Here is a 26,229-nt window from a genome sequence, read left to right as displayed (position 1 = left end):
AACTCATCGGCCGTCCCTGTCGGCCTTCGTTCGCCGACCCGAGCCGCGTATCCCGGGTCGGGTCGGGTCGAAGAGTTCACCCGCTCGCACTGACAGCCTCGTCCAGCGGTCCAAGTAGAGTCCTGAGCAGTAGCAGCGGGGGTCCTGGAAAGAAGTGCACACATCATGCGTACCCCTGCGCGCGTCGGCCTCGTTGCCGCGCTCTCTCTCGTCGCGTCGACGTTCGTCGGAGTCCAGCCCGTCGTCGCCTCGACAGTCACGGCCGCAGACCTGCCCGGTCTGATCGCGGTCGCCGCTGAGACAACCTCCCCGGCGTATGACCGCGAAAGGTTCGAGCACTGGATCGACGCCGACGGTGACGGCTGCAACACCCGCTACGAGGTGCTCGTCGCCGAGGCTGTGACCCCACCGGCCGTCTCCGGCTCGTGCACGCTGACCGGCGGCTCGTGGGTGTCGGTCTATGACGGCTTCACGACGACGAGCATCGAGGACCTGCAGGTCGACCACGTCGTCGCGCTCGCCGAGGCCTGGCGATCCGGCGCTTCCGCGTGGACGGACGAACAGAGGCGGGCGTTCGCGAACGACCTCGACGTCCCGTACGCGCTCGCAGCCGTCTCGGGCGCGTCGAACCAGGCGAAGTCGGACCACGACCCGGCGGAGTGGCAGCCCACCGACGTCGGGAACCGCTGCGAGTACGTCACCGCGTGGGCCTTGGTGAAGTACCGGTGGTCGCTCACCGTAGACCAGCAGGAGAAGGACGCGCTCACGTCCGCACTTTCCGGTGGCTGCGGCGCGCAGGCAGTGACGCTCCCCGACACCATGATCACCGCGGTCCCGAACGTCCCGGTGGACCCGGGGCAGACCGTGATCGCCCCCTTCGCCGACGGGACGACCCGCCTCTCCGGTTCCACACGGTACGAGACCGCTCTCCAGGCGTCGAAGCGGTACGCCGCCGGGGTACCGGCCGTGTTCGTGGCGACCGGGTCGAACTTCCCCGACGCGCTGTCTGCCGCGTCAGCGGCCGCGCGGGTCGGCGGCCCCCTCCTGCTGACGACGCCCGGATCGCTACCCGCGGCGGTCCAGAACGAGATCGTGCGGCTCGCGCCGAAGAAGATCTACGTCGTCGGTGGTCGCGGTGCGGTGAGCGACACGGTGCTCGCGACGCTCCGCGGCATCGCCCCGACCACCCGGCTGGGCGGGGCGTCCCGCTACGAGACCGGCCTGGGTATCGTCGACGCGACGTTCCCGACCTCGGCGCACGCCATCATCGCGACCGGACGGTCCTTCCCGGACGCGCTCGCCGCGACAGGAGCGGCAGGAGCGCGCCAGGCCCCGGTGATCCTGGTCGACGGTCTCCAGCCCCGCGTCAGTCCTGCGACGCTCAGCACGCTGCACCGGCTCGGCGTGACGAGCGTCGCGATCGCCGGAGGGTCCGGAGCCGTCAGCGGGGGCATCGCGGACCAGCTCCGTGCCGACGGGATCGCCGTCTCCCGCTACGGCGGAGCATCTCGGTACGACACCGCGGCGCTCGTCAACCAGGCATACTTCCCGCCCGGGTCGACGACGACGATGTTCCTCGCGACCGGCACCGACTTTCCCGACGCCCTCGCCGGCGCTGCCCTTGCCGGCCGACTCGCCGCCCCGCTGTACGTCACCTCACGCGCCTGCACTCCCGAGACGATCCGCAGCGCCGTCGCCTCGCTCGGCGCGTCGAAGCGGGTCGTGATGGGCGGCGCCGGTGCGGTCAGCGACGCTGCGGCGGCGAACCTCGGATGCCTTTCCTCGTCGGCGCCGACCATCGCGGGCTCCGTCGTCGTGGGTTCCACGCTGACCGCCCGGCCGGGCTCGTGGACCGCCGGGACCTCGTTCTCCTACCAGTGGCTCGCGAACGGCGCCGCGATCTCGGGAGCGACCGCCTCCACGCTGACCTTGACCGCAGGACAGCACGGCAAGCGCATCTCGGTGCGTGTCACGGGTGCGAGGTCCGGGTACGTGTCCGCGTCGGCCACGTCCTCCGCCACCGCCGCGGTCGTCTACCCGCAGCGGACACCTCCGGTGGACATCCGGAACTGCCCGTCCTGGGCCCCGATCAAGGGCAACCACTCCTCCTCCGGCGAGTGGATCTACCACGTTCCCGGTGGGCGGTCCTACGCCGACACGAACCCGGAGGAGTGCTTTACCACCGAGGCAGCCGCGGTCGCGGCCGGGTACCGCAAGTCGAAGGTCTGACGCGACAGCGCTCGCGACGGACACGTGCGGACGAGGCCGCGTCCCGGCAGTGCGAGGCCACCGGTGTGTGAAACAGTGGGCACCAGCCCCCGACGTCGACCGGAGACCGCCGCGCCCTCATGTCCTCGACCCCGACCGAGCACGCCGTGACCCAGCGACCCCACCGGGCGGCCCGGATCGAGGACCGGTGGCGCGCCGTCGTCTCCCGGTTCCAGAAGGCGCGCGGCTGGCGACCCCGGGTGGAGCCGTTCGCCGGGTACGGCACCCCGCGCCGTGTGCGGGTCCTGGCGCGCGTGCTGCTCTCGAGCCCCACCTTCGACCCGGCGGTGCACGAGCGCGAGTCCGCCGACCGGCGCGGCTGGCGGTACTTCTTCACCGCCCCGGCCCCGCGCGAGGAGGTCCGCGTCCACGTCGGCGACGCGACCGTCGACCTCGTCTCCGACCGCAGCGGCTACCTCGACGCGACGATCGAGGTCGGTCTCGCGCCGGGCTGGCACGACGTGACGTTCCGCCCGTCGTCGGGCGCGGTCGCGACGGGCCGCGTCCTCGTCGTGGCCGAGGGCCGACGGCTCGGCGTCGTCTCCGACATCGACGACACCGCCATGGTGACGGCCGTCCCGCGTCCCCTCATCGCGGCGTGGAACACGTTCGTCCGGCACTCCAGCACGCGCGTCCCCGTGCCGGGTATGGCCGCGCTGTACCGCGGGATCGCGGCGTCGCGCCCCGGCACCCCGTTCGTCTACCTGTCGACGGGCGCGTGGAACACCGCCGCGAACCTGCGCCGGTTCCTGCGGCGCAACGGCTTCCCGCCCGGCCCGCTCCTGCTCACCGACTGGGGCCCGACGAACACCGGCTGGTTCCGCAGCGGCCAGGAGCACAAGAACACCTCGCTCGACCGCCTGTTCCGCGAGCTGCCCGACGTCGACTGGCTGCTCGTGGGCGACGACGGCCAGCACGACCCGGAGATCTACGCGCGCGCCGCGCGCCTGCACCCGGATCACGTCGCGGCCGTCGCGATCCGCGAGCTGACGCCCGCGCAGCAGGTCCTCGCCCACGGCTCCCCGCTGCCGTCGCCCGGCAGCCTGCCCGGTCACGTGCGCGGCGTCCCGACGGCGCACGGCCCCGACGGCGCCGCGCTCACCCGCTCGCTCGCCCGGGTCCTGCGCCGCTGAGCCGCTGCCGGGCACGGTGGGGCGCCGCCGCGACGACCCGACCGGTCCTCGGCCGACCGCCGGCGTTCGCGATTCGCCCGGTCACGTAAGGAACCTTTCGGTCTCCCGCTGCGTGCTGAGGGCGTGACGATCTCGACGGAGTCCACCTTCATGACGACAGACGACCCACCGTCGCCGGGCGGCTGGGCCGAGCGTGACCTGCACGTGGTCACCGACGCAGGCCACGCGGAGGAGTTCGTGGCGTTCGTGGAGACCGCGAAGGACCCGCTCCACCGGCTCGCGTACCTCCTCTCCGGGAACCACCACCGCGCCGAGGAGCTCGTGCAGCAGACGTTCGAGCGCACGTGGCGCTCGTGGCGTCGGGCCCGGCGGGGTGACCCGCTCGCGTACGCCCGCACGATCCTCGCGAACCTGCGCGTCGACACGTGGCGGCGCACGCGCCACGAGGTGCTCACCGGGATCGACCACGACGGGCGCCGCCATGCGCCCGACGCGACGGGCCGGGTCCACGACCGCGACGCCGTCGTGCGGGCTCTCCTCACGCTCCCGCTGCGGCAGCGCCGCGTCGTCGTGCTGCGGCACCTGCTCGACCTGTCCGAGGCGGAGGTGTCGCACGAGCTCGGCATCCCCGTCGGGACCGTGAAGTCCACCGCCTCCCGCGCGCTCGCGCGGCTGCGCACCACCCTCGCCGACGCCCCCGATCCCGCCGGGACGGACGCCCGTACCGGCTCGTCACCCTCTTCCACCGAAGGAGACCGATCGTGACCGACCACGACGACGCGGCGTTCGCCGCCGCCCTGCGGACCGCCGTCGCGCCCGACGGCCTGCGCTCGACGCTCGACCCCCACCGCGTCCTGACGTCCTCGCGGCGTGCCCAGCGCCGTCGCCGGACGGCGACGCTCTCCGCGACCGCGGGCTGCGCGGCGGCGGTCGGGCTGCTCGCGGGGCCCTTGTCGCCCCGCGCGGGGGTCGACGCGGCGCCTCCGGCCGCGGGGGGCAGCTCCGGCGCGGCAGGGGTGGCCGAGATCGCCCCGGGCGTCACGGCCGCCACGGACCCGCGCGTCCACGACCGGGCGGGCGGCGGGGTCGTCGTCGACCTGGGCCTGCCGACGTGGGAGCCCGGGTCGCGGTTCTTCGTCACCGTCGAGCCGGGCGCCGTCGACCTCCCGCTCCAGGTCTGGGCCGGCGACGACTCCGACCTCGAGACGCTGCTGGCCGGTGCGGACCTGTCGGGCGGCCCGGTGGTCGCGTCCCGAGGAGACCTCGCCCTCGTGACCGGGCCGGGCGGCGACGACCAGCTCGCCGTCGGGCTCGTGCTCGACCAGGAGGAGGTCGAGGACCCGAAGGTCGTGACCGTCGTGGCCCGCGAGACCCTGCGCGGTCCCGAGGGCGAGGCCCGCGCCACCCTCGACCTGCCCGTGTCGCCGCTCGCCGCCGGGTCGTGGGGCGGCGTCTTCGCGATGCGGGTCGCGGACGCGCGGACCGACCTCGCCGCCCCCGCCGTGCGCGGGGTCTTCCTGCGCGACACGTACGGCCGGAACGTGGCGTACGGCGGCTGCGACACCGACCCCGACCCGGCCGCGTGCGCGACGGTCTGGGACGCGGCGGCCGGCTCCCGGACGGCGGCGACGCGCAGCAGCGAGCCGTCCGCGGACGACGTCGCCGTCCAGGTCTTCGCCGACGACTACGCGGCGAACGACCTGTGGGCCAGCCAGGGTCACTTCGTCGTCGCCGCGTGCCCCCAGGAACGCCGCGCGCTCGACGCGGCGCGCGGCCTCACCCGGGACGACGACGACCTGAGGTGGCAGTGCGAGGCGGACGACGCGGCCGACTGGGACCGTTGGACGGCCGACGCGACCCCGTGACGCGCACGGCACGCCGGGATGCCGCGCGCCGTCGCAGGTGATTGCCTGAGGGGATGACGACGCCGGATCCCGCCTTCCCCACACCCGAGCCCGAGCAGCCGCGTCGCACCTGGCCGTGGATCGTGCTCACGGTCGTCGCGGTGCTGGTGATCGGTGTCGTCGTGTGGCTCGTCAACCGCCCGACGGACGACGCGCCCGCGGCGGAGACCCCGTCCGTGACGGACCCCGCGAGCCCCTCCCCGACCGACGACGGTTCCCCGACCGGCGAGACGTCGACGCCCGCCGCCGAGGGCTGCCCGGCGGCGGGCGACGGCGTCCCCGCGGGGGCGGGCACGCACGAGATCGTCGACGTGGACGGCGACGGCCGCCCGGACACCGCGTGGCTGACCGGCGGCGCGGACCGCGCGTTCGGGATCACGACGGCCTCCGGCGCGACCTTCTCAGCGCCGGTGGAGTCCGCGAGCCCGCAGCCCGCGAGCGCGATCGTCCAGGTCGTCGCCGCGGGTGACGCCACGGCGCCGATCGCGCTCGTCGACACGGGCCGCGAGGTCCTCCTGTTCTCCGTCGCCGACTGCGCCGTCACCCCGACGCAGAACGCCCAGGGCGAGCAGTACACGTTCGACAAGGGCTTCACCGGGTTCGGCACGGGCGTCGGCTGCACGGAGGTCGACGAGGAGCTGCACCTCGCGGGCCTGGACGCCGTGTCCGACGACGGCACGTCCTTCACCGTGTCCCGCACCTTCGTCGAACTCGACACGGACGCGAAGACCGCGACGAACGGCGCGGAGGAGACGGTCGCGCAGGACGCCGCCGCGGACGACCCGGTCGTCACGACCGCCCAGGAGACGAGCTGCGGCGACCTCGTCGCGGGCCAGGACGGCCCGGTCGAGCCCCAGTAGCCGACGCTCGGCCGACACGACGCACGGCCGACGGTCCGGTGAGGTGGGGCGGGTCGTGGCGGGTCTGGCGGGAGCCGCGAGGAACGAGCGGCAGTTGGTAGACCCGCACCGCCTCACCGGGCCGTCGGCCGGACCGTCACCCGCGGCCGCAGGTGCGGCACGTGCCGCGGCGGCGGAGCCAGTAGGCGTAGGTCGCGGCGCCGAGGGCGAGGGACCACACGGGCCACAGGAACGTCGGCCCGACGGCGCCCCACGAGTCCGCGGTCAGGGCCAGATGGCTCTCGCCGAGCCCGATCACGATGAGCGAGAGCCCCGCGGGGAGCACCGCGACCGCCACGATCGTCGCGGGGACGACCGCCATCGACACCGGGACACGACGGCCCGCGAGCCCGATCATCCAGCGGGGGAAGACCTCGCCCCAGCGCTGGAACAGGCCGAGCGTGAGCACCGCGCCGACGAGCGCGAAGCCGCCCAGCCCGAGCGCCGCGACCAGGCCGTCCTCCCCGGCGAGGTCGGCGACGTTCTCCGACGAGAAGCCGAGCGGGATGCCGAGGACCCACGCGATGCGCGTCACCGCGTAGGAGGCGGGGACCGCGGCGGCGACGAGCGCGGCGACCCGACCCCAGCGTGCCGCGGCGGCCGGTGTCGTCCAGGCCGGGTCGTGGCCGTCGTGGTGGCGCCCGCACGACGCGCACGCACCGACCCCGCGGCGCACGAACCGCCACGTCGAGGCGACGAGCAGGGCGCCGCCGACCAGGAGCGCGAGCTGCGTGAGCGGACCAGCGCCGAGGAAGTCCTCGAACGCCGCCCGGATCACGGGGTCGAACGGCGCCATGACGAGCGTGACCGGCAGGTACCCGAGGCGCGCCAGGATCGACGCGTCGGTGAGGGCGAGGACCCCGGCCGAGACGACCGCGGTCGCCGCGACGGTGAGTGCGCGGTCGGCCCGGGCGACCGGCCCGTGCCGTGCCCCGAGCCACGCCCGCAGCGCGGTCGCCGCGCCGACGAGCGCGAGGACCGCGACCCACGGCGTGAGCGTCTCGCCCGCCACGCCGCTCAGGGCGCCGAACGACAGGTCGTTCGCGTCGCCCACCGCGAGCGTGCCACCGGTGAGGGTGACGACGAGCGCGACGACGCCGCCGAGGGCCCACCACGCAGCCGCCGTCGGGGCGATCCAGCGCCCCCGGGACGGGTGCTCAGGGCGGGCGGGCGGTCCGCCGGGGCTGGACGGTCCGCCGGTGCGGGCGGAGGGTCCGCGGACGGGGCCCGACGGCGCGGGCGGGGCGGCCGCCGGGGGATCGGACAGGGACGGGTGCGGTGTCGGGATGCTCATGCCTCGACGCTCCCGGACGCCGCCCGGCGGCGGATCCCCCGGCACGACGACCTCGCTCCCCCGCGCGGGTGACCGCGTCCTCCGGCCGACCGGGCCCGGCGGAGAGGTCAGACCTGCGGGCGCGCTCGACGCAGCGCCCGGAGCGCGCCCGTCGACCACAGCGCCCAGGCGACGAGCACCGGCTGGAAGAAGAGCCGGCCGAACCGCTTGGCGTCGGTGTCGAGGCCGAACCCGTCCTTGCCCTCGAGCCACTGGCCGACGTTGCCGGGGAAGATCACGACGAAGAACGCCGCGGCCAGCAGGCCGACCGCGACCCGCCACCGGGACAGCACGACGAGCGACCCGCCGAGGGCGATCTCGACGGCACCCGAGGCGAGGACCGTCACGTCCTCGTCGACCGGGAACCAGGCCGGCACCTGGGCCTGGAACTCCTCCCGTGCGACCGTGAGGTGGCTGACGCCGGCCCCCACCAGGGCGAGCCCGAGGGCGACGCGGGCGAGCGTCGCGACGGGCGGGACGGGCGGTGCGGGGCGGGTGAGCGCGGAGAGGTCCATGTCGCGATCGTCGCACCGGGCCGGGGCACCCGCAGCGCTACGTGCCGCCCGCCCGTCAGCCGGCCTTCAGCCGGCCTGTCAGCCGGCCTGTCAGCCGGCGCGGACGAAACCCGACTCGTAGGCGCGCACGACGGCCTGCGTGCGGTCGCGCACGCCGAGCTTGGCGAGCACGTTGCCGACGTGCGTGCGCACCGTCTCGACGCCGAGGTAGAGCTCGCCCGCGATCTCCGCGTTCGACAGCCCTTGTGCGACGAGCCGCAGCACCTCGCCCTCACGCTCGGTGAGGTGCGCGGCGCGCAGCTCGTCGCCCGCGGGCGGTCGCGCCGTCGCGAGGCGGCGCACGGCGTCGGGGAACAGGAGCGACTCGCCCCGCGCCACGACCCGCACCGCCTGCGCGACCTCCTCGGGCCGCGCGCGCTTGAGCAGGAACCCGTGCGCGCCCGCACGCAGCGCGTCGAGCACGTGGTCGTCGTTCTCGAACGTCGTGAGAACGAGCACCCGCGGCGCGTCGTCGCGCGCGAGGAGGGCGCGCGTCGCCGCGATCCCGTCGACGCGCGGCATGCGCACGTCCATGAGCACGACGTCGGGGCGCGCCCGCGCGACGACGCCCGGCACCTCCGCACCGTCGCCCGCCTCGCCGACGACCTCGAGATCGGGCTCCGTGCCGAGGATGACGCGCAGCCCCGCACGCACCAGGGGCTCGTCGTCCACGATCACCACGCGCGTCGTCCCGTCGCTCATCCGCCCGATCCTGCCAGCGGGAACGTCGCGCGCACGACCCAGGTGCCGCCGTCGGGCGCGGGACCCGCCGAGACCTCCCCGCGCAGCAGGTGGGCCCGCTCCCGCATGCCCGCGAGGCCGCGGCGCTCGCGGCCCGGACCTTCGGGCCCCGGGCGCCGTGCGACCGTGCCCAGGGGGTTGCGCACCTCGACGACCAGCGCGCCACCGGTTCCCGCCGCCACCCCGACGGCGACCGGCTCGCCCGGGGCGTGGCGGAGCGCGTTCGTGAGCGCCTCCTGCACGACGCGGTACGCCTCCCGCGAGACCGCGCGCGGGACGTCGGGCCGCACCTCGGCGCCCGTGCGCCGGACGTCCGCGCCGGTGCGGCGCGCGTCGTCGAGCAGGGCGTCGAGGTCGGCGAGCGTGCGTACCGGGCTCCGGACGGGCGAGCGCGAGCCACCCCCGTCCGCCGACGCCTCCGCCGGCGCGGTGGGCGCCGCCTCGGCGCGGAGCACGCCGAGGACGTGGTCGAGGTCCGCCATGGCGGTGCGCCCCGTCTCCTCGATCGCGGCGAGCGCGTCCCGTGCGGCGCCGGGGTCGGTGTCGAGGAGGCGCGCGGCTGCGGCGGCCTGGAGCGTCGTGACGGTCAGCGCGTGACCGACCGAGTCGTGCAGCTCGCGCGCGAGCCGCCCCCGCTCGGCGGCGCGGTCGGCCGCCGCCTCGAGCTCCGCGATGCGCTCCGTCTGGTCGGGCCCGAGCAGCGGCAGAGCGGCCTGGCGCAGCACCGCGCGCGCGAGCGCGACCGCGTACGGGACCGCGAGCAGAGCGAGGACGGCGGTGACCAGCCACGTCCACGCGGGCAGCGCCTCCCACGGACGCCAGTCCGTGAGGAGCACCGGCTCGACGCCCGTCGCGGAGAGCACGAGCTGCGTCGCGACCGGGACGAGGAACAGCACCACGACGAGCACCGCGGCGCCGAGCGCGAGGTGCAGCCCGTACCAGGCGGCGGCGCGCCAGCGCGTGGCCGCGCCCGGCGGTGCGGCGCCCGGCGCCGGCTGGGGCACGTCGACGTCGAGGAACGTCCGCACCGCCGCGATCTCGAGCGCCCGGACCGGGGCGAGGAACGGCGGGGCGCTCACGATCACGGCCGAGACGAGGGCGAGGACGAGGATCGCGACGCGCGGCGTCTGCAGCGAGGCGAACATCTGCACGAACCCCGCGACCAGCGTCACGTACGCGCCCGCGACCACGCCCCCGACCACGAGGTACACCCCGGCCCGCACGGTCGCGGCGCTGCGCAGCGGGGCGACCGCCCGCTCCCACGCGCCCCGCCCCGGCGCGGTCGCCGCACGGGTCGGGCGGGCGTCGTCGGGCGTCATGGCTCCAGTCTCGCGGGACCGGGCAGGGCGCGCCTCCCCCCACCGGGGGAACCGCACGGCCCCCGGCCCGTCCGCGCGCGGTCCCGACCGGCCGCTGGTCCAATGGGCGCATGCTCGGGTTCTGGTGGGGTCTCGTCGGGGCGTCGTCGCTGCTCCTGGGTGCCGCGCTGGTCTTCTGGCGGCCGCCGGGCCAACGGCTCGTCGGGCTCGTCATGGCGTTCGGGTCGGGCGTGCTCATCAGCGCGGTCGCGTACGACCTCGTGGAGGACGCGTCCACGCGCGCGAGCGGTCTCGTGCTGCTCGCGGGCCTCGCGGGCGGTGCCCTGACGTTCTTCGTCGGCGACCGGATCATCGACCGGATGGGCGGCGAGGGCCGCAAGCGGTCCACCGGCGTGCAGGCGGAGTCCGTCCAGGCCGCGGGCGGGACGGGCGGCGCCGCGATCGCGCTCGGCACGGTGCTGGACGGCATCCCCGAGTCGGTCGTGCTCGGCGCGACCCTCATCGGCGGCGGCGGCGTGAGCGTCGCGATGCTCGCCGCCGTGTTCGTCTCGAACCTGCCCGAGGCGATGTCCGCGACGTCGGGACTGCTCAAGGCGGGCACGAAGCCCTCGCGGATCTGGATGCTGTGGGGGTCGACGACCCTGGTCTCGGCGCTCGCCGCCGGGATCGGCTACGTCGCGCTCGACGGCGCGTCGCCCGCGGTCGTGGCGATCACGCAGGCGTTCGCGGCGGGGGCGCTGCTCACCATGCTCGTCGACACGATGATCCCCGAGGCGACGGAGTTCGGCGGCCCGGTCACCGGTCTCGTCACGGTGCTGGGCTTCGCGACGGCGTTCGGGCTGAGCTCGATCGGGGGCTGAACCGGGCGGGCGGTCAGGCCGCGAGCTCCTGACCGCTCATGCGGTGGATCGACGCCATGACCTCGTCCGTGAGCTCGCGCCGCGCCTGGGCCGGCTTGGTGCCGGCCGTGATCTGGCGCTGCGGGTCGATGGGCGTGCCGAAGTGCACCTCGACGCGGTGCAGGCGCGGGATCCGCTTGCCGACGGGCTGGACCTTGTCCGTGCCGCGCACGGCGACCGGGACGACCGGGGCGTGGCCCGCGAGCGCGAGCCACGCCACGCCGGTGCGGCCCGCGTGGAGCTTGCCGTCGCGCGAGCGCGTGCCCTCGGGGTAGATGCCGAACGCGCCGCCGCGCTGCAGCACCTCGAGCGCGTCCTCGAGCGAGCGCTGGCCCGCGCGCGGGTCGTCGCGCTGGACGGGGATCATGCCGATCGTCGTGAAGAACCAGCGCGACAGGCGGCCCTTGAGCCCGCGGCCGGTGAAGTACTCGGCCTTGGCGAGGAACGTGACGTGCCGCGGCGCGACGATCGGGATGAGGAGCGAGTCGATGAACGACAGGTGGTTGCTCGCGAGGATGACCGCCCCGTTGCGGGGGATGTTGTTGCGTCCCGTCACCTGTGGCCGCAGCAGCACGTAGGCGAGCAGCGACAGGATGAGCCTCAGGACGCGGTAGGTCATCCGTTCATTGTGCACCGTGGTCGGCGCACGTCCGTGCACGCGCCGTTCGACGCCGGTGTCCCCGCAGGTCACCCGGCGTCACCTCCGGTTCACGCGTCCTCGCGTGCCCCCGCACTCGCGACGCGGCGTGCGCGGCCGCCGCGCGTGACCGCGTAGAGGGCCAGGATCGCGACCACGAGGCCGGCGGTGGACAGGAGCTGGGCGCGCGCGGCGTCGTCGGTGAGCATGAGGACCGCCAGGGCGGCGAGGCCCACGAGCACGGCCCACGTGAGCCAAGGGAAGCCCCACATGCGCAGCGTCATCGGCTCGCCCGACGCCCGCGCCTGCTCCTCGATCCGGCGACGCAGCCGGAGCTGCGACACGGCCACGAGCACCCACACGACCAGCAGCGCCGCACCCACGGCGTTGAGCAGGATGCCGAGCAGCGCCTCGGGAAGGAGCCAGTTGAGCCCCACGGCGACGAGCGCGAAGAACACCGAGACGAGCACGGAGACCCACGGCACGTCGCGGCGCGACACGCGCCGCAGCGCCCGCGGCCCGTCGCCGCGGCCGGCGAGCGAGTACGCCATGCGCGACGTGCCGTAGACGTTCGCGTTGAACGCCGACAGCAGCGCGATCACCACGACCACCTCCATGACCCGCGCGGCACCCTGGAGCCCGGCGAGGTCGAGGACCGCGACGAACGGGCTCTGGGCGAGCAGCGGCGAGTCCCACGGCAGCACGAGCACCATGATCGCGACCGAGCCCAGGTAGAACACGAGGATCCGCCACACGATGCTGCGGGTCGCGCGCGCGACGGCGGTGCGCGGCTCGCGCGCCTCCGCCGCCGCGATCGTGACGATCTCGATGCCGCCGAACGCGAAGACGACGACGAGCAGCCCCGCGGCGATCCCGCCCCAGCCCTCGGGCGCGAAGCCGCCGTGACCCAGGAGGTTCGACGTGCCGACGGGGTCGGTCCCCGGGAGCAGCCCGAGGACGAGCAGGACGCCGACGACGAGGAACCCGACGATCGCCGCGACCTTGACGAACGCGAACCAGAACTCGAGCTCGCCGAACTGCCGCACGCCCCACAGGTTGATCACCGCGAACACGACCACCACGGCGAGCGCCACGCCCCACTGCGGCAGGTCCGGGTACCAGCCGGTGACGATCCGCGCGGCACCGGTGATCTCCGCGCCGAGCACCATGACGAGCATGAACCAGTAGAGCCAGCCCAGCAGGAACCCGGCCCACGGGCCGAGCGCCTCCTCCGCGTACACGGAGAACGACCCGCTCGCGGGCCGCGCGCTCGCCATCTCGGCGAGCATCCGCATGACGAGGATGACGACGACGCCCGCGATCGCGTACGACACGAGCACGGCGGGACCGGCGGTCGCGATCCCGACGCCCGAGCCGAGGAACAGGCCCGCCCCGATCGCGGAGCCGAGCCCCATCATCGTCAGGTGCCGCGTCCGCAGCCCGGTCCCGAGGCGGTCGGCGGAGGCCGCGGACCCGGCGTCGTGGTCGGTCGACGGTCGCGGCGAGAGGGAGGCGTTCCCGGTCGGTGCCGAGGGTTCGGGCATGGGGGTGCTCATGGTGCGGTCCTGCGGTCGGGTCCCGGTCGCCGTGCTCGACGCCGACCCACGACGCTACACGGGCCCGTCGCCGTCCTCCGCCGACTGCCTCGTCCGGGGACGCCCGGCCCGGGACGCGGCGACCCGGCGGGCGCTCCGCCTCGGCGGTCGCTCCGGGTACGACGGCGCCCCGCACCCGGCGCGAGGGGGTCGCACGAGTACGGGGCGGCGTCGGGCACGACGCTGTGCCTTGGCGACGCGGTGCCTGCGCCTACGGGGTAGCGGTCCGCGGGAGCGGTGCGGCGGCGTGGTGCCGCGGCGCGGCGCTCTCGCCGCCGGGCGCCTCGGCGGGCGGGGCGGGCCGGGGTGCGGCAGCGGTGCTGCCGTCGGCCTGTCGACCGTCGCGGTCCTGGCCGTCGCGGTCCTGGCCGTCGCGGTCCTGGCCGTCGCTCGGGTCGGCCGGGGTCACCGGCTCGGGAGCGGCAGCGTCGCCGGCCACGGGGCGGCGCGTCGAGCCGTTGAGGACGCCGTCGTCGTCGAGGTCGTCGAGGTCGTCCTCGTCCACCGCGCTCGCGCCGTGCTCGGCGCCCGCGGCGAACACGGACGGGTCGGGCGGGTTGCCGAGCTTGACGTGGTTGAAGAGCAGGTTGAGCAGGATCGCCATGACCGCGGCGGAGCTGATGCCCGAGTGGAAGATGATGCCGAACCACGTGGGGAACTGGTCGTAGAAGTCGGGCTTGGCGATGGGGATCATGCCGAACGAGATCGACGCCGCCACGATGATGAGGTTCATCGGCCGGGAGTAGTCGACCTTCGCGAGCGTGCGGATGCCCGACGCGGCGACCGAGCCGAACAGCACGACGCCCGCGCCGCCGAGGACCGGCGTCGGGACCGCGGCCACGACGCGGCCCAGGACCGGCAGCAGGCCGAGGACCACGAGGATCGCGCCGCCCGCCGCGACGACGAACCGCGACTTCACTCCCGTGATGGCCACGAGCCCGACGTTCTGCGCGAACGCCGACTGCGTGAACGACCCGAAGAGCGGCGAGACGACGGACGACGCCATGTCGGCGCGCAGGCCGTTCGCGATGCGCTTGCGGTCCACCTTGGTGTCGACGATCTCGCCCACCGCGATGATGTCCGCCGTCGTCTCCGTGAGCGTCACGAGGATGACGATGAGCATCGAGATGATCGCGGCGATCTCGAACGTCGGGGCGCCGAAGCCGAGGAACGACGGGAACGCGGCCACGGGGCCGTCGCCGACGCCGGAGAAGTCCGCCTTGCCGAGCGCGAGGGCGATGAGGGTGCCGACGACGATCGCGATGAGGATGGACAGGCGCGAGATCGTGCCGCTGCCGACCTTCGACAGCAGGATGACGATCGCGAACGTCAGCGCGGCGAGGCCGATGTTGCTCACCGAGCCGTAGTCGGGCGCGCTCGCGTTGCCGCCCATCGCCCAGTTCGCGGCGACGGGCATGAGCGTCAGGCCGATCGTCGTGATGACGACGCCCGTGACGACCGGGGGGAAGAACCGGATGATCTGCGCGAAGAACGGCGTGATGAGCAGGCCGACCGCCGACGCGACGAGCACCGCGCCCAGCACCCCCGGGATCCCTCCCCCGCCGTTGACGATCGCGACCATGGTCGACACGCCCGCGAACGACACGCCCTGCACGAGCGGGAGCTGCGACCCGAAGAAGGGGATGCCGAGCGTCTGCAGGATCGTCGCGAGGCCGCCCATGAAGAGGGACGCCGCGACGAGCGTCCCGATCTCGGCCCCGGTCAGCCCGGCGGCGCCGCCCACGATGAGGGGCGGGGCGATGATGCCGCCGTACATCGTGAGCACGTGCTGGAACCCGTACCCGAACGTCGACCCGATGGGCAGCCGCTCGTCCTCGGGGCGTACCGGACGACGTTCGGCGCCGTCCGTGGCCCTTGTGGCTCGCGCGTTCATAGCGGACCTCCTCGTCAGCTATCGTTCCGCTTGGCGGAAAACTACTTCCACTATTCGAACGCCAAGTGTGACGTGTGTCAAGTCCCTCCCGGCAACTCGCACGTGGCCTGGGACGACGGACCGGTCGGCGGCGGACGGGCAGGCCCGGCTGCGCGGCCCGCGACGCGCGCACCGGACGGAGTAGGTTCGGGCGGGTGAGCCGGTCGGCGCGCCGGTCGAGGCCTCGACGCTCAGGACGGGTGGTGGCATGGCGCAGCAGTCGCCGGTCCCGGGCGTGGACCGCGGGCGCCTGGTGGGGCTGGCCTTCCGGATGCTCGGGACGGTCGCGGACGCCGAGGACGCGGTCCAGGAGGCGTTCGTCCGCTGGTACCGGCTCGACGACGCGGCGCGCGAGGCCGTCGCCCGCCCGGCCGGGTGGTTCGCCACGACGACCAGCCGGGTGTGCCTGGACGTCCTGAAGAGCGCGTCCCGACGGCACGACCTGTACGTCGGCCCTTGGCTGCCCGAGCCGGTGCCGGACGAGCGCTACAGCCTCCGCCCGGCCGCGGAGGACGATCCCGGGGAGCACGCCGTGCGGTCCGACTCCGTGAGCATGGCGCTGCTGACCGTGATGGAGTCGATGACGCCGTCGGAACGGGTCGCCTTCGTGCTGCGCGACGTCTTCGCGTTCCCGGTCGCCGACGTCGCCGACGTGCTCGACCGCTCGCCCGGAGCCGTTCGGCAGCTCGCGTCGTCCGCGCGCGCCCGGGTCCGTGACGAGGGCCGTCCGCTCGGCGTGCCGAGCCGCGCGCTCACCGCGGCGTTCCAGCACGCCGCGGTCACGGGCGACGTCAGCGCGCTGGTGCGGCTGCTGCACCCCGACGTGACGCTCCGGTCCGACGGCGGCGGCCTCGCCCGCGCCGCCCTGCGACCCGTGCGGGGAGCGGACAAGGTCGCGCGGTTCGTGATCGGCGTGCTGGCGCGCCAGGACCCGACGACGCTGGTGGTCGACCGAGGCGGGGACCATCCGGTCCTCACGTTCGACCGCGACGGAGCGACCAACGGGGTCGTCGAGCTCGTCGCCCGGGCGGGGACGGTGCACGAGGTCCTCGTCCAATGGAACCCGGAGAAGCTCCGCCTGTGGCGGCAGACCTGACGGAGCGAGGGGCTGCGTCGTCCATGTGACGAGAACCGTCGAACAGGAGGACCTTCATGCAGGCCATCACCGTGACCGACCCCGACGCCGGGACCGCCGGGATGACGCTCACCGAGCGGCCGGAGCCGCACGCCTCGGAGAACGACGTCGTCGTCCGCGTCCACGCGTCCGGGTTCACCCCGGGAGAGCTGACGTGGCCCGGCACCTGGACCGACCGCGCCGGGCACGACCGCACCCCCAGCATCCCCGGTCACGAGCTCGCCGGGGTCGTCACCGCCCTCGGCTACGGCACGACCGGCCTCACGGTCGGCCAGCGCGTGTTCGGGCTCGCGGACTGGACCCGCGACGGCACGCTCGCCGAGCTCGTCGCCGTCGAGGCGCGCAACCTCGCCCCGCTGCCCGCCGACGTCGACTTCGTCACGGCCGCGAGCCTCCCGATCTCAGGCCTGACGGCCTGGCAGGGCCTCTTCGAGCACGGACGCCTCGAGGCCGGACAGAGCGTCCTGGTGCACGGCGCGGCCGGCGGCGTCGGCTCCGTCGTCGCGCAGCTCGCCCGGGAGGCCGGGGCGCACGTCGTGGGGACGGGGCGTACCGCGGACCGGGCCGTCGCGCTCGACCACGGGGCGCACGAGTTCCTCGACCTCGAGGCCGACGACCTCACCTCCGTCGGCCCGGTGGACCTGGTCTTCGACGTCATCGGCGGGGAGGTCGGCGACCGCTCCACCGACCTCGTCCGGCCCGGTGGCACGCTCGTCACCATCGCCGCCCCGCCCGCGCGCCAGCCCGACGACGGTCGGTCGGTGTTCTTCGTCGTCGAGGCCGACCGCGCCCAGCTCGTGGAGCTCGCGGCGCGCGTCCGGGCGGGACGGCTGCGCACCCGCATCGGCACCGTCCGGCCCCTCGCCGAGGCCGTCGACGCGTTCAACCCTACGGCCCGCACCGCGGGGAAGACGATCATCACCGTGGCCTGAGGACCGCGCCGGGGTAATCGGATGGCTCCCCCCTGCAGCACTCCGTAGCCTCCAGCGGTGACCACCACGCTCCGCCCCTACCGCCCCACGGACCTCGACGCCGTCGCCGACCTGTCGCTGCGCGCGTGGGAGGACGCCTTCGCCTCGTGGCGCGACCTCCTCGGCGAGCGCCTCTACGGGCTCGCCTACCCCGACTGGCGGCGCAGCCAGGAGGCGGAGGTGCGCGCTGCGTGCGAGAAGCACCCCGCGACGACGGTCGTCGCGGAGCGGGCCGGCCAGGTCGTCGGGTTCGCCACCGCGGTGATCGGCGAGCCCCCTGCCGAGGGAGCCCGCGCCGGCGACCTCGAGATCATCGCCGCCGACCCCGACGCGCAGGGCGAGGGCATCGGGCGGCTCCTCGTGGACGCCGCGCTGGAGCTCCTGCGCGACGCCGGGTGCGCGTACGCCAACGTCTGGACCGGCGGCGACCCGGGCCACGAGGCCGCGCGCGCCCTGTACGAGTCGAGCGGGTTCACCGCCCTCCCCGTCGTCCACTACTACCGCGAGCTCTGAGCGCGGCGGGGACGCCCCGGTCGGTGGCCGGGCCGTCCCCGCCGGCGCGCGTCAGCCCGCGACGAGGCGGCGGGCCGCGGCCGAGTGCTCGGCCACCAGGGCGTCGAGGTCGAGACCCGGGATCGCGCCGTCGACCACGCGCCACTCGCCGCCGACCATGACGCGGTCCGCGCGGTCGGCCCCGCACAGCAGGAGCGCCGCGACCGGGTCGTGCGAGCCGGAGAAGCGCAGCTCGTCGAGGCGCCACAGCGCGAGGTCCGCCTGCTTGCCCACCGCGAGCACGCCGACGTCGTCCCGGCCCAGGACGCGCGCCGACCCGCGCGTGCCCCAGCCGAGCGCGCGGGTCACGGGGATGTCGGCGCCGTACTTGAGGCGCTGGAGGTAGAGCGCCTGGCGTGCCTCGAGGATCATCGTCGACGCGTCGTTCGACGCCGAGCCGTCGACCCCGAGCCCGACGGGCGCGCCCGCGTCCTCGAGCTCCACGGCCCGGGCGATCCCGGACGCGAGGCGCATGTTCGACGTCGGGCAGTGCGCGACGCCGGTGCCCGCGGCCCCGAGGCGGCGCACCTCCTCGTCGTCGAAGTGGATGCCGTGGCCGAGCCACGCGCGGTCCGTGAGCCAGCCGACCGACTCGAGGTAGTCGACGGTGCGCATCCCGAAGCGCTCGCGGCAGAAGTCCTCCTCGTCGATCGTCTCGGCGAGGTGCGTGTGCAGGCGGACGTCGAGGTCCTCCGCGAGCGCCGCGCTCTCGCGCATCGCGTCGGTCGTCACCGAGAACGGCGAGCACGGCGCGAGCGCGATCTGGACCTGCGCCCCGGCGCCCCGCTCGTGGTAGCGCTCCACGAGGCGCTGCGAGTCGGCGAGGATCACGTCCAGGCTCTGCACGACCGACTGGGGCGGCAGGCCGCCGTCGTCCTGGCCGAGCGTCATGGACCCGCGCGTGAGGGTCGCGCGCATCCCGAGCCGCTGGACCGCCGCGACCTGGAGGTCGATCGCGTCGTCGAGACCGGCCGGGAAGACGTAGTGGTGGTCGGCCGCCGTCGTGCAGCCGGAGAGCAGCAGCTCGGCGAGCGCGACCGTCGTCGCGAGCTCGTGGTCCCGCGGGGTCAGGCGCGCCCACACCGGGTAGAGGCGCTGGAGCCAGGGGAAGAGCGGGGCGTCGGCGACCGGCCCCCAGGCGCGCGTGAGCGTCTGGTAGAAGTGGTGGTGCGTGTTGATCAGGCCCGGCGTGAGCACGTGCTGCGACGCGTCGAACGTCGTGTCGACCGGGGCGGACGGCTGCCCGCCCGCCGCGACGACCTCGGCGATCACCCCGTCCTCGACGACGACGCCGCCGCGCGCGTCGGGCGCGTCCGGGGAGTCGTCGGCGGTGAACACGCCGAGCGGGTTGCGGACCCAGGTACGGGTGCCGGCTGCGGGACTGGTCATGGTGCCTCCTGGTGGCTCGTCGCTCACCGGGGCGCGGCTCCGGCGCCACGGTGCGCCGGCTCAGTGGTCCTGTCTGCCGATCCAGGTGCCGCGACTCCCGCGGCTGCGCCGACCGTAGGCCGGGGTGCCGCGGACCGTCAACCGTGACGACGGCGTCAAGCAGCGCCCGCCGCGCGCGACCGGGGGCGCTGCGGGATCCTGGGACCCGCCGCCCGTCGACCCCCGGAGACCCGCTCGTGAACGTGTACGCCCCGCTCGTCCCGGTGTTCGTCGTCGCCCTCCTCGCCCCGGTCCTCGCGTTCCTCATGCCCGCGCGGTCGCGCGTGCCGCAGGTCGTGATCCTCCTGCTGGGCGGGGTGCTCATCGGGCCCGCCGCGCTCGACCTCGCAGGCCCGGACGACGTGACGCTGCTGTCCGACCTCGGGATGGGGTTCCTCTTCCTCCTCGCGGGGTACGAGCTCGAGCCGAGCGTGCTGCGGGAGCGCAGCGGTCGGCGGGCGGGCGCGGCCTGGCTCACGTCGCTCGTCGTGGCCGGGGTTCTCGTCGCCGCCTGGGTGGACCGCGAGTCGGTGCACACCGTCGCCGCGGGGGCGATCGCCCTCACGACGACGGCGCTCGGCGTCGTCCTGCCGATCCTGCGTGAGGGCGGCCAGCTCGGCACGCGGCTCGGGCGGACCGTGCTGGTCGTGGGCGCCGTGGGCGAGCTCGGGCCGATCGTCGCGATGGCGCTGCTCCTCGGCACCCGCGAGACCGGCGCCGCGGCGATCCTGCTCGTCCTGTTCGCGGTGGCGGCGATCGGGCTCGCGTCCCTCCCGAGCCGGTTCCGCTTCCCCGGCGGGGACGTCGTCCTGCGGGCGTCGGAGCACGGGACGGGGCAGAGCACGCTGCGACTGACCGTGCTCCTGCTGGTCACCCTGCTCGCGCTCGCCGCGGGCCTGGGGTTCGACGCCGTGCTCGGGGCGTTCGTGGGCGGCATGGTGCTGCGCCGGTGGGCACCGGGCGACATGGAGAGCCTGGAGAAGAAGCTCGACGTCGTCGCGTGGGGCGTGTTCGTCCCGGTGTTCTTCGTCAGCTCGGGGATGGGGCTCGACGTCGACTCGATCGTCGCGTCGCCGCTGCTCCCGCTCCTGCTGCTCGTGCTCATGCTCGTCGTCCGGGGCGGGCCGGTCCTGCTGTGGTTCCGGCGCGAGCTGCCCCGGGTCGAGCGCGTGCAGACCGCGCTCTACTCGGCGACGGCCCTGCCTCTGCTCGTCGCGATCACCGAGATCGCCGTCGCGGAGGACGCGATGACGACCCGGGTCGGCGCCGCGCTCGTCGGGGCGGGCGTCGTGTCGGTGATCGTCCTGCCGATGGTCGCGAGCCGCCTCGGCCCGCAGGACCCGGTGCCCGACGGCGGCGACGATCCCCCGGGGGACGCGCGCACGGCCGGGTGAGGCGCCCGGGGTGCCCCGCTCGACCGTGCGTGCGTCGCCCGCCCGGTCGGTCAGGCGCGCGGGCGACGGGTCAGAACGTCCACTGCTGGTTCGGCGCGCCGTGGCAGTCCCAGACCACGAACCGCTGGCCCTCGCGGAGCGGGTTGCCGCCCTCGGCGTCGAGGCACCGGCCGGACTGCGGGTTGCGCAGCGTCTTCGCCGACGCGTCGTAGGCCCACCTCTGCGCACCCGTGCCGTTGCACGTCCAGAGCTGGACCGCCGTCCCGTTCGCCGTGCCGCTGCCGCTCACGTCGAGGCACTTGCCGAGCGCCCGGACCGTCCCGTCGCTCCCCCGCGTCCACGACTGCGCGACGTTGCCGTTGCACGGGACGATCTGCACGCGGTTGCCGTCGTGCGTCTGGCCCCACGGGACGTCGAGGCAGTACCCGTTCGCGATCCGGATCGTCCCGGTCCCGGTGGGAAGGCCGCCGCCCGGGTTCGGGTTGGAGGTGCCGGCGCCGTTGTCGTAGACCCGGACGTAGTCGACCTTCATCTGCTGGGGGAACGAGGTCGTGCCGTCCGGGTAGCCGGGCCACTGCCCGCCGACCGCGACGTTGAGGATGAGGAAGAACGGCTGGTCGAACACCCACGCGTTCGCGCCGACGCTCGCGCGCGTCACGCGGTGGAACTGCTGGCCGTCGACGAACCACGTGATCTCGCCCGGCTTCCAGTCGACCGCGAACGTGTGGAAGTCGTCCGCGAACGACCAGCCCTGGGGGTGCTGGTACATGCCCGTGATGCCGGCGCCGCCCGAGTACCCTGGTCCGTGCACCGTGCCGTGCACGCGGTGCGGCTCGAAGCCGACGTTCTCCATGACGTCGATCTCGCCCGACGTCGGCCAGCCCACCCCGGGGAGGTTTCCTCCGAGCATCCAGAACGCCGGCCAGATGCCCTGGCCGCGCGGGATCTGGATGCGTGCCTCGACGCGCCCGTACTGCGGCTGGTACTTCCCCTGGGTCGTCATGCGCGCCGACGTGTACGACCCGTCGGCCTCGCGGCGCGCGGTGATGACGAGGTGGCCCTGGCCGTCGAGCGCCGAGTTCGCGCGCGACGTCGTGTAGTTCTGGAGCTCGGCGTTGCCCCAGCCGCCGGCCCCGGTCTCATGGTTCCAGCGGGCAGAGCTCGGGGCCGAGCCGGCGGCGCCGTCGAACTCGTCCGACCAGACGATGTCGCCCGGCGCGGCGGCGGCCGACGTCACCGGGACGGTCACGGCGAGCGCCGCCGCGGCCGCGGTGAGCGCCGCGACGACGGCGCCCGCGGCCCGGCGGCGTCGGGCGGCCGTGCGCGCCCGGGTTCCGGGTAGGGCGCTGGGCAGGGTGGGCAGGGAGCGCTGACGTGCGAGGTCCATCGATCCTCCAGTCCGGCGGCGGGGCCGCCTGCGTCTCGCCACGGTGCGCGACGTGCTCTCGGCGCGACTCTGCACCGGGCGGGGGCCCGTTCCTCGGCCCTCCGTCCGTGAACCTACGGTGGCGGGACGACGCCGAGCAAGCGCTCTCTCGGCGTGTCGTGGGATCGCTCCCACTTCTGCCCACGCACCAGTCGGGGCGGGAGCAGCGCCGACGACGGACGGCGCGAGAGGCGGGAGGCGTCAGGCCGACGCCGGGACCGCCGCGTCGAGGATCGCCTCGGCCGCCCGGCGCGCCTGGCGCGCGACGTCGACGTCCTGCGTGATGGCCGCCGTCGTCTGCGCGCCCTCGGCGAGCAGCACGACCTGGAGCGCGACGTCGTCGGGCAGCCCGGCCTCGCGCACGACGCCGCGCGCGTACCGCTGGAACGACTCCTTGTGCTCGCGCACGGCCTCGGCGACCGCCGGGGAGGTCGCGCCGAGCTCGCCGAACGAGTTGATGAACGCGCACCCGCGGAACCCGTCCTCGCGGAACCAGGCGTCGAGGAAGTCGAACACGGCGAGCAGCCGGTCGCGCGGGGCGGTGGCACCGGCCGCCGCGCGGGCGATCCCCTCGTCCCACTGCTCCGTGCGGTGCCGCAGCACGGCGACGACGAGGTCGCCCTTGGACGGGAACAGCGCGTAGATGCGCTTGAGCGACACCCCGGCCTCCGTGCGGACCGCGTCCATCCCCACGGACTGGACGCCGCGGGCGTAGAACAGCCGGTCGGCGGCGGCCACCACCAGCGTGCGTGCGCTCGCGTCGTCGAGCATCGTCATCTCCTGTTCACGTGGCACCACTTGCGGGGAGAACCATCGTTCTCTAGTGTAGCGACCAACGGAGAGAACGACCGTTCTCCCCGCTCCACGAAGGGAGCACGACCATGGGGTACATCACCGTCGGGCAGGAGAACTCCACCGACATCGAGCTCTACTACGAGGACCAGGGCGCCGGGCAGCCGGTCGTCCTCATCCACGGCTACCCCCTCGACGGGCACAGCTGGGAGCTCCAGAAGCGCGAGCTGATCGACGCCGGTCACCGCGTGATCACCTACGACCGCCGCGGGTTCGGCGCGTCGAGCAAGGTCGGCAGCGGGTACGACTACGACACGTTCGCGGCCGACCTGAACACCGTCCTCGAGACGCTCGACCTGCGCGACGTGATCCTCGTCGGGTTCTCCATGGGCACGGGCGAGCTCGCCCGCTACGTCCACAACCACGGGCACGAGCGCGTCGCCAAGCTCGCGTTCCTCGCGTCGCTCGAGCCGTTCCTCGTCCAGCGCGACGACAACCCCGAGGGCGTCCCGCAGTCCGTGTTCGACGGGATCGTCGAGGCCGCCCGCGCCGACCGGTACGCCTGGTACACCGACTTCTACAAGAACTTCTACAACCTCGACGAGAACCTCGGGACGCGCATCAGCGAGGACACCGTGCGCGCGAGCTGGATCACCGCCATCGGATCCGCTCCCGTCGCCGCGTACGCCGTCGTGCCCACGTGGATCGAGGACTTCCGGGCCGACGTCGAGGCCGTCCGCGCGGCCGGCAAGCCGACGCTGATCCTCCACGGCACGAAGGACAACATCCTCCCGATCGACGCGACCGGGCGCCGCTTCCGCGAGCTGGTCCCCGACGCCGAGTACGTCGAGGTCGAGGGCGCGCCCCACGGCCTCCTCGTGACGCACGCGGCCGAGGTCAACGAGGCGCTGCTCGCCTTCGTCGGGCGCTAGGCGACCGACACGCGGTAGTCGTCGGCGTCGTCGTCCCAGGCCAGGTCGACGGCGCCGGCGGCCTGGGCCGCCTTGCAGAACTGCAGGAACCCGCGGTACCCGAGCGCCTTCTCGCTGAAGTCGGGGCGCTTCTTGCGGATCGCGTTCTTCAGCCCGGACAGGACGGTCGAGCCGCCCTCCTCCTGCACGACCTCGCGCACGAGGGCGAAGGCCTGGTCGGTGTCACCCTGCGCGGGCAGGGACACCTCGGGGTCGCCCGTCGCCGGCCCGGGCGCGAGCTCCACGAAGCTCCGGTCGGCGAGGAACCGCAGGAACTCGCCGAAGTTGCGGAACCCGTAGTCCGCCTCGCTGAACGTCGGGTCCTTGCGCAGCAGCGTGCGCTTGAGCACGGACGCGGTGACCGCGCCGCTCGTCGACGCCTCGAGGTCGGCGAGCGTCTGCGCGACGCGCACCTCCATGGGGAGGTCCTCGCCGGACGGCGCGTCGTCGTCGGCCTCGGGCGCGACGGCCGCCGGTGCCTCGGCCGCCTCCCGAGGCTCGGCGACCGGCGTCGTCGTCTCGTCCACCTCGTCGCTCTCCGTCACGACGGGCTCACCGCGCCGCGTCGTGCGCCCGACGGCCTCGCCCAGCTCGGCGAGCGCGGCGGCCGCGGGCGTCTCGGCCTCCGGCTCCGCGATCTCGGTCGCCTTGCGGCGCCCGGACGTGCGCCCGCCGGCCCGCTTCGGCTTCCCGTTGCCCGACGACGCCCCGGCGCCCCCGGAGGCACGCCCGCCGCGCATGCTGCGCGGCTCGGGCTCGTCGGGGACGTCGACGCCCTCGAGCCGGTCGTAGAAGAGGAACTCGTCGCACGCGGGCGGCAGCAGCCGGGACGTCGACTTCTCGACGCCGACCCCGATGACCCGCTTGTTGAGCTCGCGCAGCTTGTGGACGAGCGGTGAGAAGTCACTGTCCCCGGTGCACATGACGAACGTCGAGATGTAGTCGCGCTCGAACGCCATCTCGATCGCGTCGACGACCATCTTGATGTCGGCCGCGTTCTTGCGGGACGCGCCCATGCGCTGCGGCATCTCGATGAGCTCGACCTGGTGCCGCGTGAGCGAGCGGCGGTCCTCGTCGAAGTACGACCAGTCGGCGTACGCGCGCCGCACGACCACGCGCCCACGGACGGCGAGCGCGTCCGCGATGGGGCCGAAGTCGAACGTCATGCCGCCCAGGTGCTCGCGCGCGCCCAGCGCGAGGTTCTCGTAGTCGATGAAGACGGCCAGGCGTTCCTCGGTGTCCATGCCCGCCAGCCTAGGTGCTGCCCGCGGCGCCGCCTCGTCGAGCGTGTCGATGAGTCCCGGGCGTCCCGTCGGTCGTCACCCGTGGAGGCCCTTCGTCGGCCGCCGCACCGAACCGGAGGAGCAGCCATGACCGACCACGTCACCACGGGCCACGTCACCACCAGCCGGGGCGACACCGTCGCCTACGACCTCCGCGGCGAGGGCCCGGGCCTCGTGTTCGTCGCGGGAGCGGGGCCGTACCGCGCGATCGACCCGGTGACGACCGAGACGGCCGAACGCGTCTCCGAGCACGGCGTGACGACCGTCGTGTTCGACCGCCTCGGCCGCGGCGACAGCCCGGCCGACGGCGTGCTCGACCTCGAGCGCGAGCTCACGGCCGTCGCGGCGGCGATCTCCGTGGCCGACGGCGGGACCGGGCGCGGCGCGGTGCTGTGCGGGCACTCGTCGGGGTGCGCGATCTCGCTCGCGGCCGCGCACGCGGGCCTGCCCGTCACGGGGCTCGTGCTGTGGGAGGCGCCGCTCGGCGACGACCTGGCCACGACGACGGAGTGGATCGACGAGTTCGAGCGCCGGCTCGACGCGGGCGACGTCGTCGGTGCGACCGAGCAGTTCATGATGGACATGCCGCCCGAGTGGCTCGAGGACATGCGCCGCTCCCCCGACTTCGAGCAGCTCGCGCGCGGGTCGCGCAGCCAGCGCGCCGACGGGCGGTCGCTCGTGTGGGCGACCGCCGCGCTCGAGGACGGCTCGCTCGCGAGCGTCGACGTCCCGGTGCTCGCGACCTACGGGACGACGACGTTCCCCGTGATGCCCGTCTCTGCGAAGAAGGTCGTCGCCGCCGTACCCCACGGCGAGCTCCGGGAGGTCGAGGGCGCCGACCACTCGTGGGAGCCCGCAGCCATGGCGGACGAGCTGGTCCGGTTCGTCCACGCGACGCCCGGCACCTGACCCGCCCCCCGCGCGCGGGACGGTCACGGCGGCCCGCGGCGAACCCGGGGTCGTGGGCTGATCAGGCGTCGAGTCCTGGCGACATCCCCGGGTTCGGCGGGCGGGATGACGCGCCCCGGGCGGACGCAGCGCCAATGTGTACGAGCGTACGCA

23 protein-coding genes are annotated in these 26,229 nt (G+C 74.6%); 12 read left to right on the top strand and 11 right to left on the bottom strand.

Going from position 1 to position 26,229, the window contains the following annotated elements; translation table 11 throughout:
• Positions 1-165: 165 nt before the first annotated feature.
• The 5 genes from FIC82_RS03040 (at position 166) to FIC82_RS03020 (ending at position 6,165) form a co-directional block, all read left to right on the top strand.
• Positions 166-2,229: a cell wall-binding repeat-containing protein gene (locus FIC82_RS03040; protein WP_154797506.1), complete on the top strand. Its 2,064-nt coding sequence runs from the start codon at positions 166-168 to the stop codon at positions 2,227-2,229.
• A 146-nt stretch (positions 2,230-2,375) separates the two neighbouring features.
• Entirely contained in the window at positions 2,376-3,401 is a 1,026-nt protein-coding gene (locus FIC82_RS03035) for an App1 family protein (protein ID WP_253691379.1), read from the top strand.
• A 123-nt stretch (positions 3,402-3,524) separates the two neighbouring features.
• Positions 3,525-4,166, top strand: coding sequence for a SigE family RNA polymerase sigma factor (locus FIC82_RS03030; RefSeq protein ID WP_253691377.1), 642 nt, complete (start codon positions 3,525-3,527; stop codon positions 4,164-4,166).
• Positions 4,163-5,266, top strand: a complete 1,104-nt coding sequence (locus tag FIC82_RS03025; RefSeq protein WP_154797504.1) for a hypothetical protein — start codon at positions 4,163-4,165, stop codon at positions 5,264-5,266. The genes FIC82_RS03030 and FIC82_RS03025 overlap by 4 nt, the downstream gene beginning before the upstream one ends.
• 53 nt (positions 5,267-5,319) lie before the next feature.
• Positions 5,320-6,165 (top strand): hypothetical protein, encoded by an 846-nt coding sequence (locus tag FIC82_RS03020; RefSeq protein WP_154797503.1) that lies wholly within the window; start codon positions 5,320-5,322, stop codon positions 6,163-6,165.
• Between the two features lie 136 nt (positions 6,166-6,301).
• Here FIC82_RS03020 and FIC82_RS03015 read toward each other — a convergent pair whose 3' ends face one another.
• From FIC82_RS03015 to FIC82_RS03000, 4 genes are all read right to left on the bottom strand, one after another.
• Entirely contained in the window at positions 6,302-7,498 is a 1,197-nt protein-coding gene (locus FIC82_RS03015) for a hypothetical protein (protein WP_216609972.1), read from the bottom strand.
• Between the two features lie 107 nt (positions 7,499-7,605).
• Positions 7,606-8,052, bottom strand: coding sequence for a DoxX family protein (locus FIC82_RS03010; RefSeq protein WP_154797502.1), 447 nt, complete (start codon positions 8,050-8,052; stop codon positions 7,606-7,608).
• Between the two features lie 90 nt (positions 8,053-8,142).
• Positions 8,143-8,793 (bottom strand): response regulator, encoded by a 651-nt coding sequence (locus FIC82_RS03005; protein ID WP_154797501.1) that lies wholly within the window; start codon positions 8,791-8,793, stop codon positions 8,143-8,145.
• Positions 8,790-10,151, bottom strand: coding sequence for a sensor histidine kinase (locus FIC82_RS03000; RefSeq protein ID WP_154797500.1), 1,362 nt, complete (start codon positions 10,149-10,151; stop codon positions 8,790-8,792). Before FIC82_RS03000 ends, FIC82_RS03005 begins: the two co-directional genes overlap by 4 nt.
• Before the next feature lie 110 nt (positions 10,152-10,261).
• Here FIC82_RS03000 and FIC82_RS02995 point away from each other — a divergent pair, with 110 nt between their 5' ends.
• Positions 10,262-11,011 (top strand): ZIP family metal transporter, encoded by a 750-nt coding sequence (locus FIC82_RS02995; RefSeq protein WP_154797499.1) that lies wholly within the window; start codon positions 10,262-10,264, stop codon positions 11,009-11,011.
• Between the two features lie 13 nt (positions 11,012-11,024).
• Here FIC82_RS02995 and FIC82_RS02990 read toward each other — a convergent pair whose 3' ends face one another.
• The 3 genes from FIC82_RS02990 to FIC82_RS02980 form a co-directional block, all read right to left on the bottom strand.
• Positions 11,025-11,669: a lysophospholipid acyltransferase family protein gene (locus FIC82_RS02990; RefSeq protein WP_154797498.1), complete on the bottom strand. Its 645-nt coding sequence runs from the start codon at positions 11,667-11,669 to the stop codon at positions 11,025-11,027.
• Positions 11,670-11,758: 89 nt separating this feature from the next.
• Positions 11,759-13,243, bottom strand: coding sequence for an amino acid permease (locus tag FIC82_RS02985; RefSeq protein WP_154797497.1), 1,485 nt, complete (start codon positions 13,241-13,243; stop codon positions 11,759-11,761).
• 250 nt (positions 13,244-13,493) lie between these two features.
• Positions 13,494-15,176, bottom strand: coding sequence for a nucleobase:cation symporter-2 family protein (locus FIC82_RS02980; protein ID WP_253691375.1), 1,683 nt, complete (start codon positions 15,174-15,176; stop codon positions 13,494-13,496).
• Between the two features lie 247 nt (positions 15,177-15,423).
• On the opposite strand from FIC82_RS02980, the gene FIC82_RS02975 reads away from it, so the two are divergent.
• From FIC82_RS02975 to FIC82_RS02965, 3 genes are read left to right on the top strand one after another with little or no spacing between them, the layout of a single operon-like run.
• Positions 15,424-16,311, top strand: a complete 888-nt coding sequence (locus tag FIC82_RS02975; RefSeq protein WP_154797496.1) for a sigma-70 family RNA polymerase sigma factor — start codon at positions 15,424-15,426, stop codon at positions 16,309-16,311.
• Positions 16,312-16,367: 56 nt separating this feature from the next.
• Positions 16,368-17,282 carry an NADP-dependent oxidoreductase gene (locus tag FIC82_RS02970; RefSeq protein ID WP_154797495.1) on the top strand — a complete coding sequence of 305 codons (915 nt, stop codon included), beginning with the start codon at positions 16,368-16,370 and terminating at the stop codon, positions 17,280-17,282.
• A gap of 57 nt (positions 17,283-17,339) precedes the next feature.
• Positions 17,340-17,834, top strand: a complete 495-nt coding sequence (locus FIC82_RS02965) for a GNAT family N-acetyltransferase (protein ID WP_168731442.1) — start codon at positions 17,340-17,342, stop codon at positions 17,832-17,834.
• A gap of 51 nt (positions 17,835-17,885) precedes the next feature.
• Here FIC82_RS02965 and FIC82_RS02960 read toward each other — a convergent pair whose 3' ends face one another.
• Entirely contained in the window at positions 17,886-19,262 is a 1,377-nt protein-coding gene (locus tag FIC82_RS02960) for an 8-oxoguanine deaminase (protein WP_154797494.1), read from the bottom strand.
• Positions 19,263-19,498: 236 nt separating this feature from the next.
• Between FIC82_RS02960 and FIC82_RS02955 the strand changes: the two genes are divergently transcribed.
• Complete coding sequence (locus FIC82_RS02955) at positions 19,499-20,695, top strand: cation:proton antiporter (protein WP_216609971.1); 1,197 nt, start codon at positions 19,499-19,501, stop codon at positions 20,693-20,695.
• Between the two features lie 70 nt (positions 20,696-20,765).
• On the opposite strand, the gene FIC82_RS02950 is transcribed toward FIC82_RS02955, so the two are convergent.
• Together FIC82_RS02950 and FIC82_RS02945 are read right to left on the bottom strand one after the other, a co-directional pair.
• Positions 20,766-22,082 carry a glycoside hydrolase family 16 protein gene (locus tag FIC82_RS02950; protein WP_154797493.1) on the bottom strand — a complete coding sequence of 439 codons (1,317 nt, stop codon included), beginning with the start codon at positions 22,080-22,082 and terminating at the stop codon, positions 20,766-20,768.
• 240 nt (positions 22,083-22,322) lie between these two features.
• Positions 22,323-22,892 (bottom strand): TetR/AcrR family transcriptional regulator, encoded by a 570-nt coding sequence (locus FIC82_RS02945; protein WP_216609970.1) that lies wholly within the window; start codon positions 22,890-22,892, stop codon positions 22,323-22,325.
• A gap of 110 nt (positions 22,893-23,002) precedes the next feature.
• Between FIC82_RS02945 and FIC82_RS02940 the strand changes: the two genes are divergently transcribed.
• Positions 23,003-23,845, top strand: coding sequence for an alpha/beta fold hydrolase (locus tag FIC82_RS02940; RefSeq protein WP_154797491.1), 843 nt, complete (start codon positions 23,003-23,005; stop codon positions 23,843-23,845).
• Here the strand turns inward: FIC82_RS02940 and FIC82_RS02935 are convergent.
• Positions 23,842-25,128 (bottom strand): NYN domain-containing protein, encoded by a 1,287-nt coding sequence (locus FIC82_RS02935; protein ID WP_154797490.1) that lies wholly within the window; start codon positions 25,126-25,128, stop codon positions 23,842-23,844. The genes FIC82_RS02940 and FIC82_RS02935 overlap by 4 nt on opposite strands.
• Before the next feature lie 126 nt (positions 25,129-25,254).
• Between FIC82_RS02935 and FIC82_RS02930 the strand changes: the two genes are divergently transcribed.
• Positions 25,255-26,076 carry an alpha/beta fold hydrolase gene (locus tag FIC82_RS02930; RefSeq protein WP_154797489.1) on the top strand — a complete coding sequence of 274 codons (822 nt, stop codon included), beginning with the start codon at positions 25,255-25,257 and terminating at the stop codon, positions 26,074-26,076.
• Positions 26,077-26,229 lie beyond the last annotated feature (153 nt).

Origin of the sequence: Cellulosimicrobium protaetiae (genome assembly GCF_009708005.2) — a bacterium.
Classification (GTDB): domain Bacteria; phylum Actinomycetota; class Actinomycetes; order Actinomycetales; family Cellulomonadaceae; genus Cellulosimicrobium; species Cellulosimicrobium protaetiae.
The sequence above is the reverse complement of the archived record's forward strand: the minus strand, read 5'-3'. Positions and strand labels throughout refer to the sequence as shown.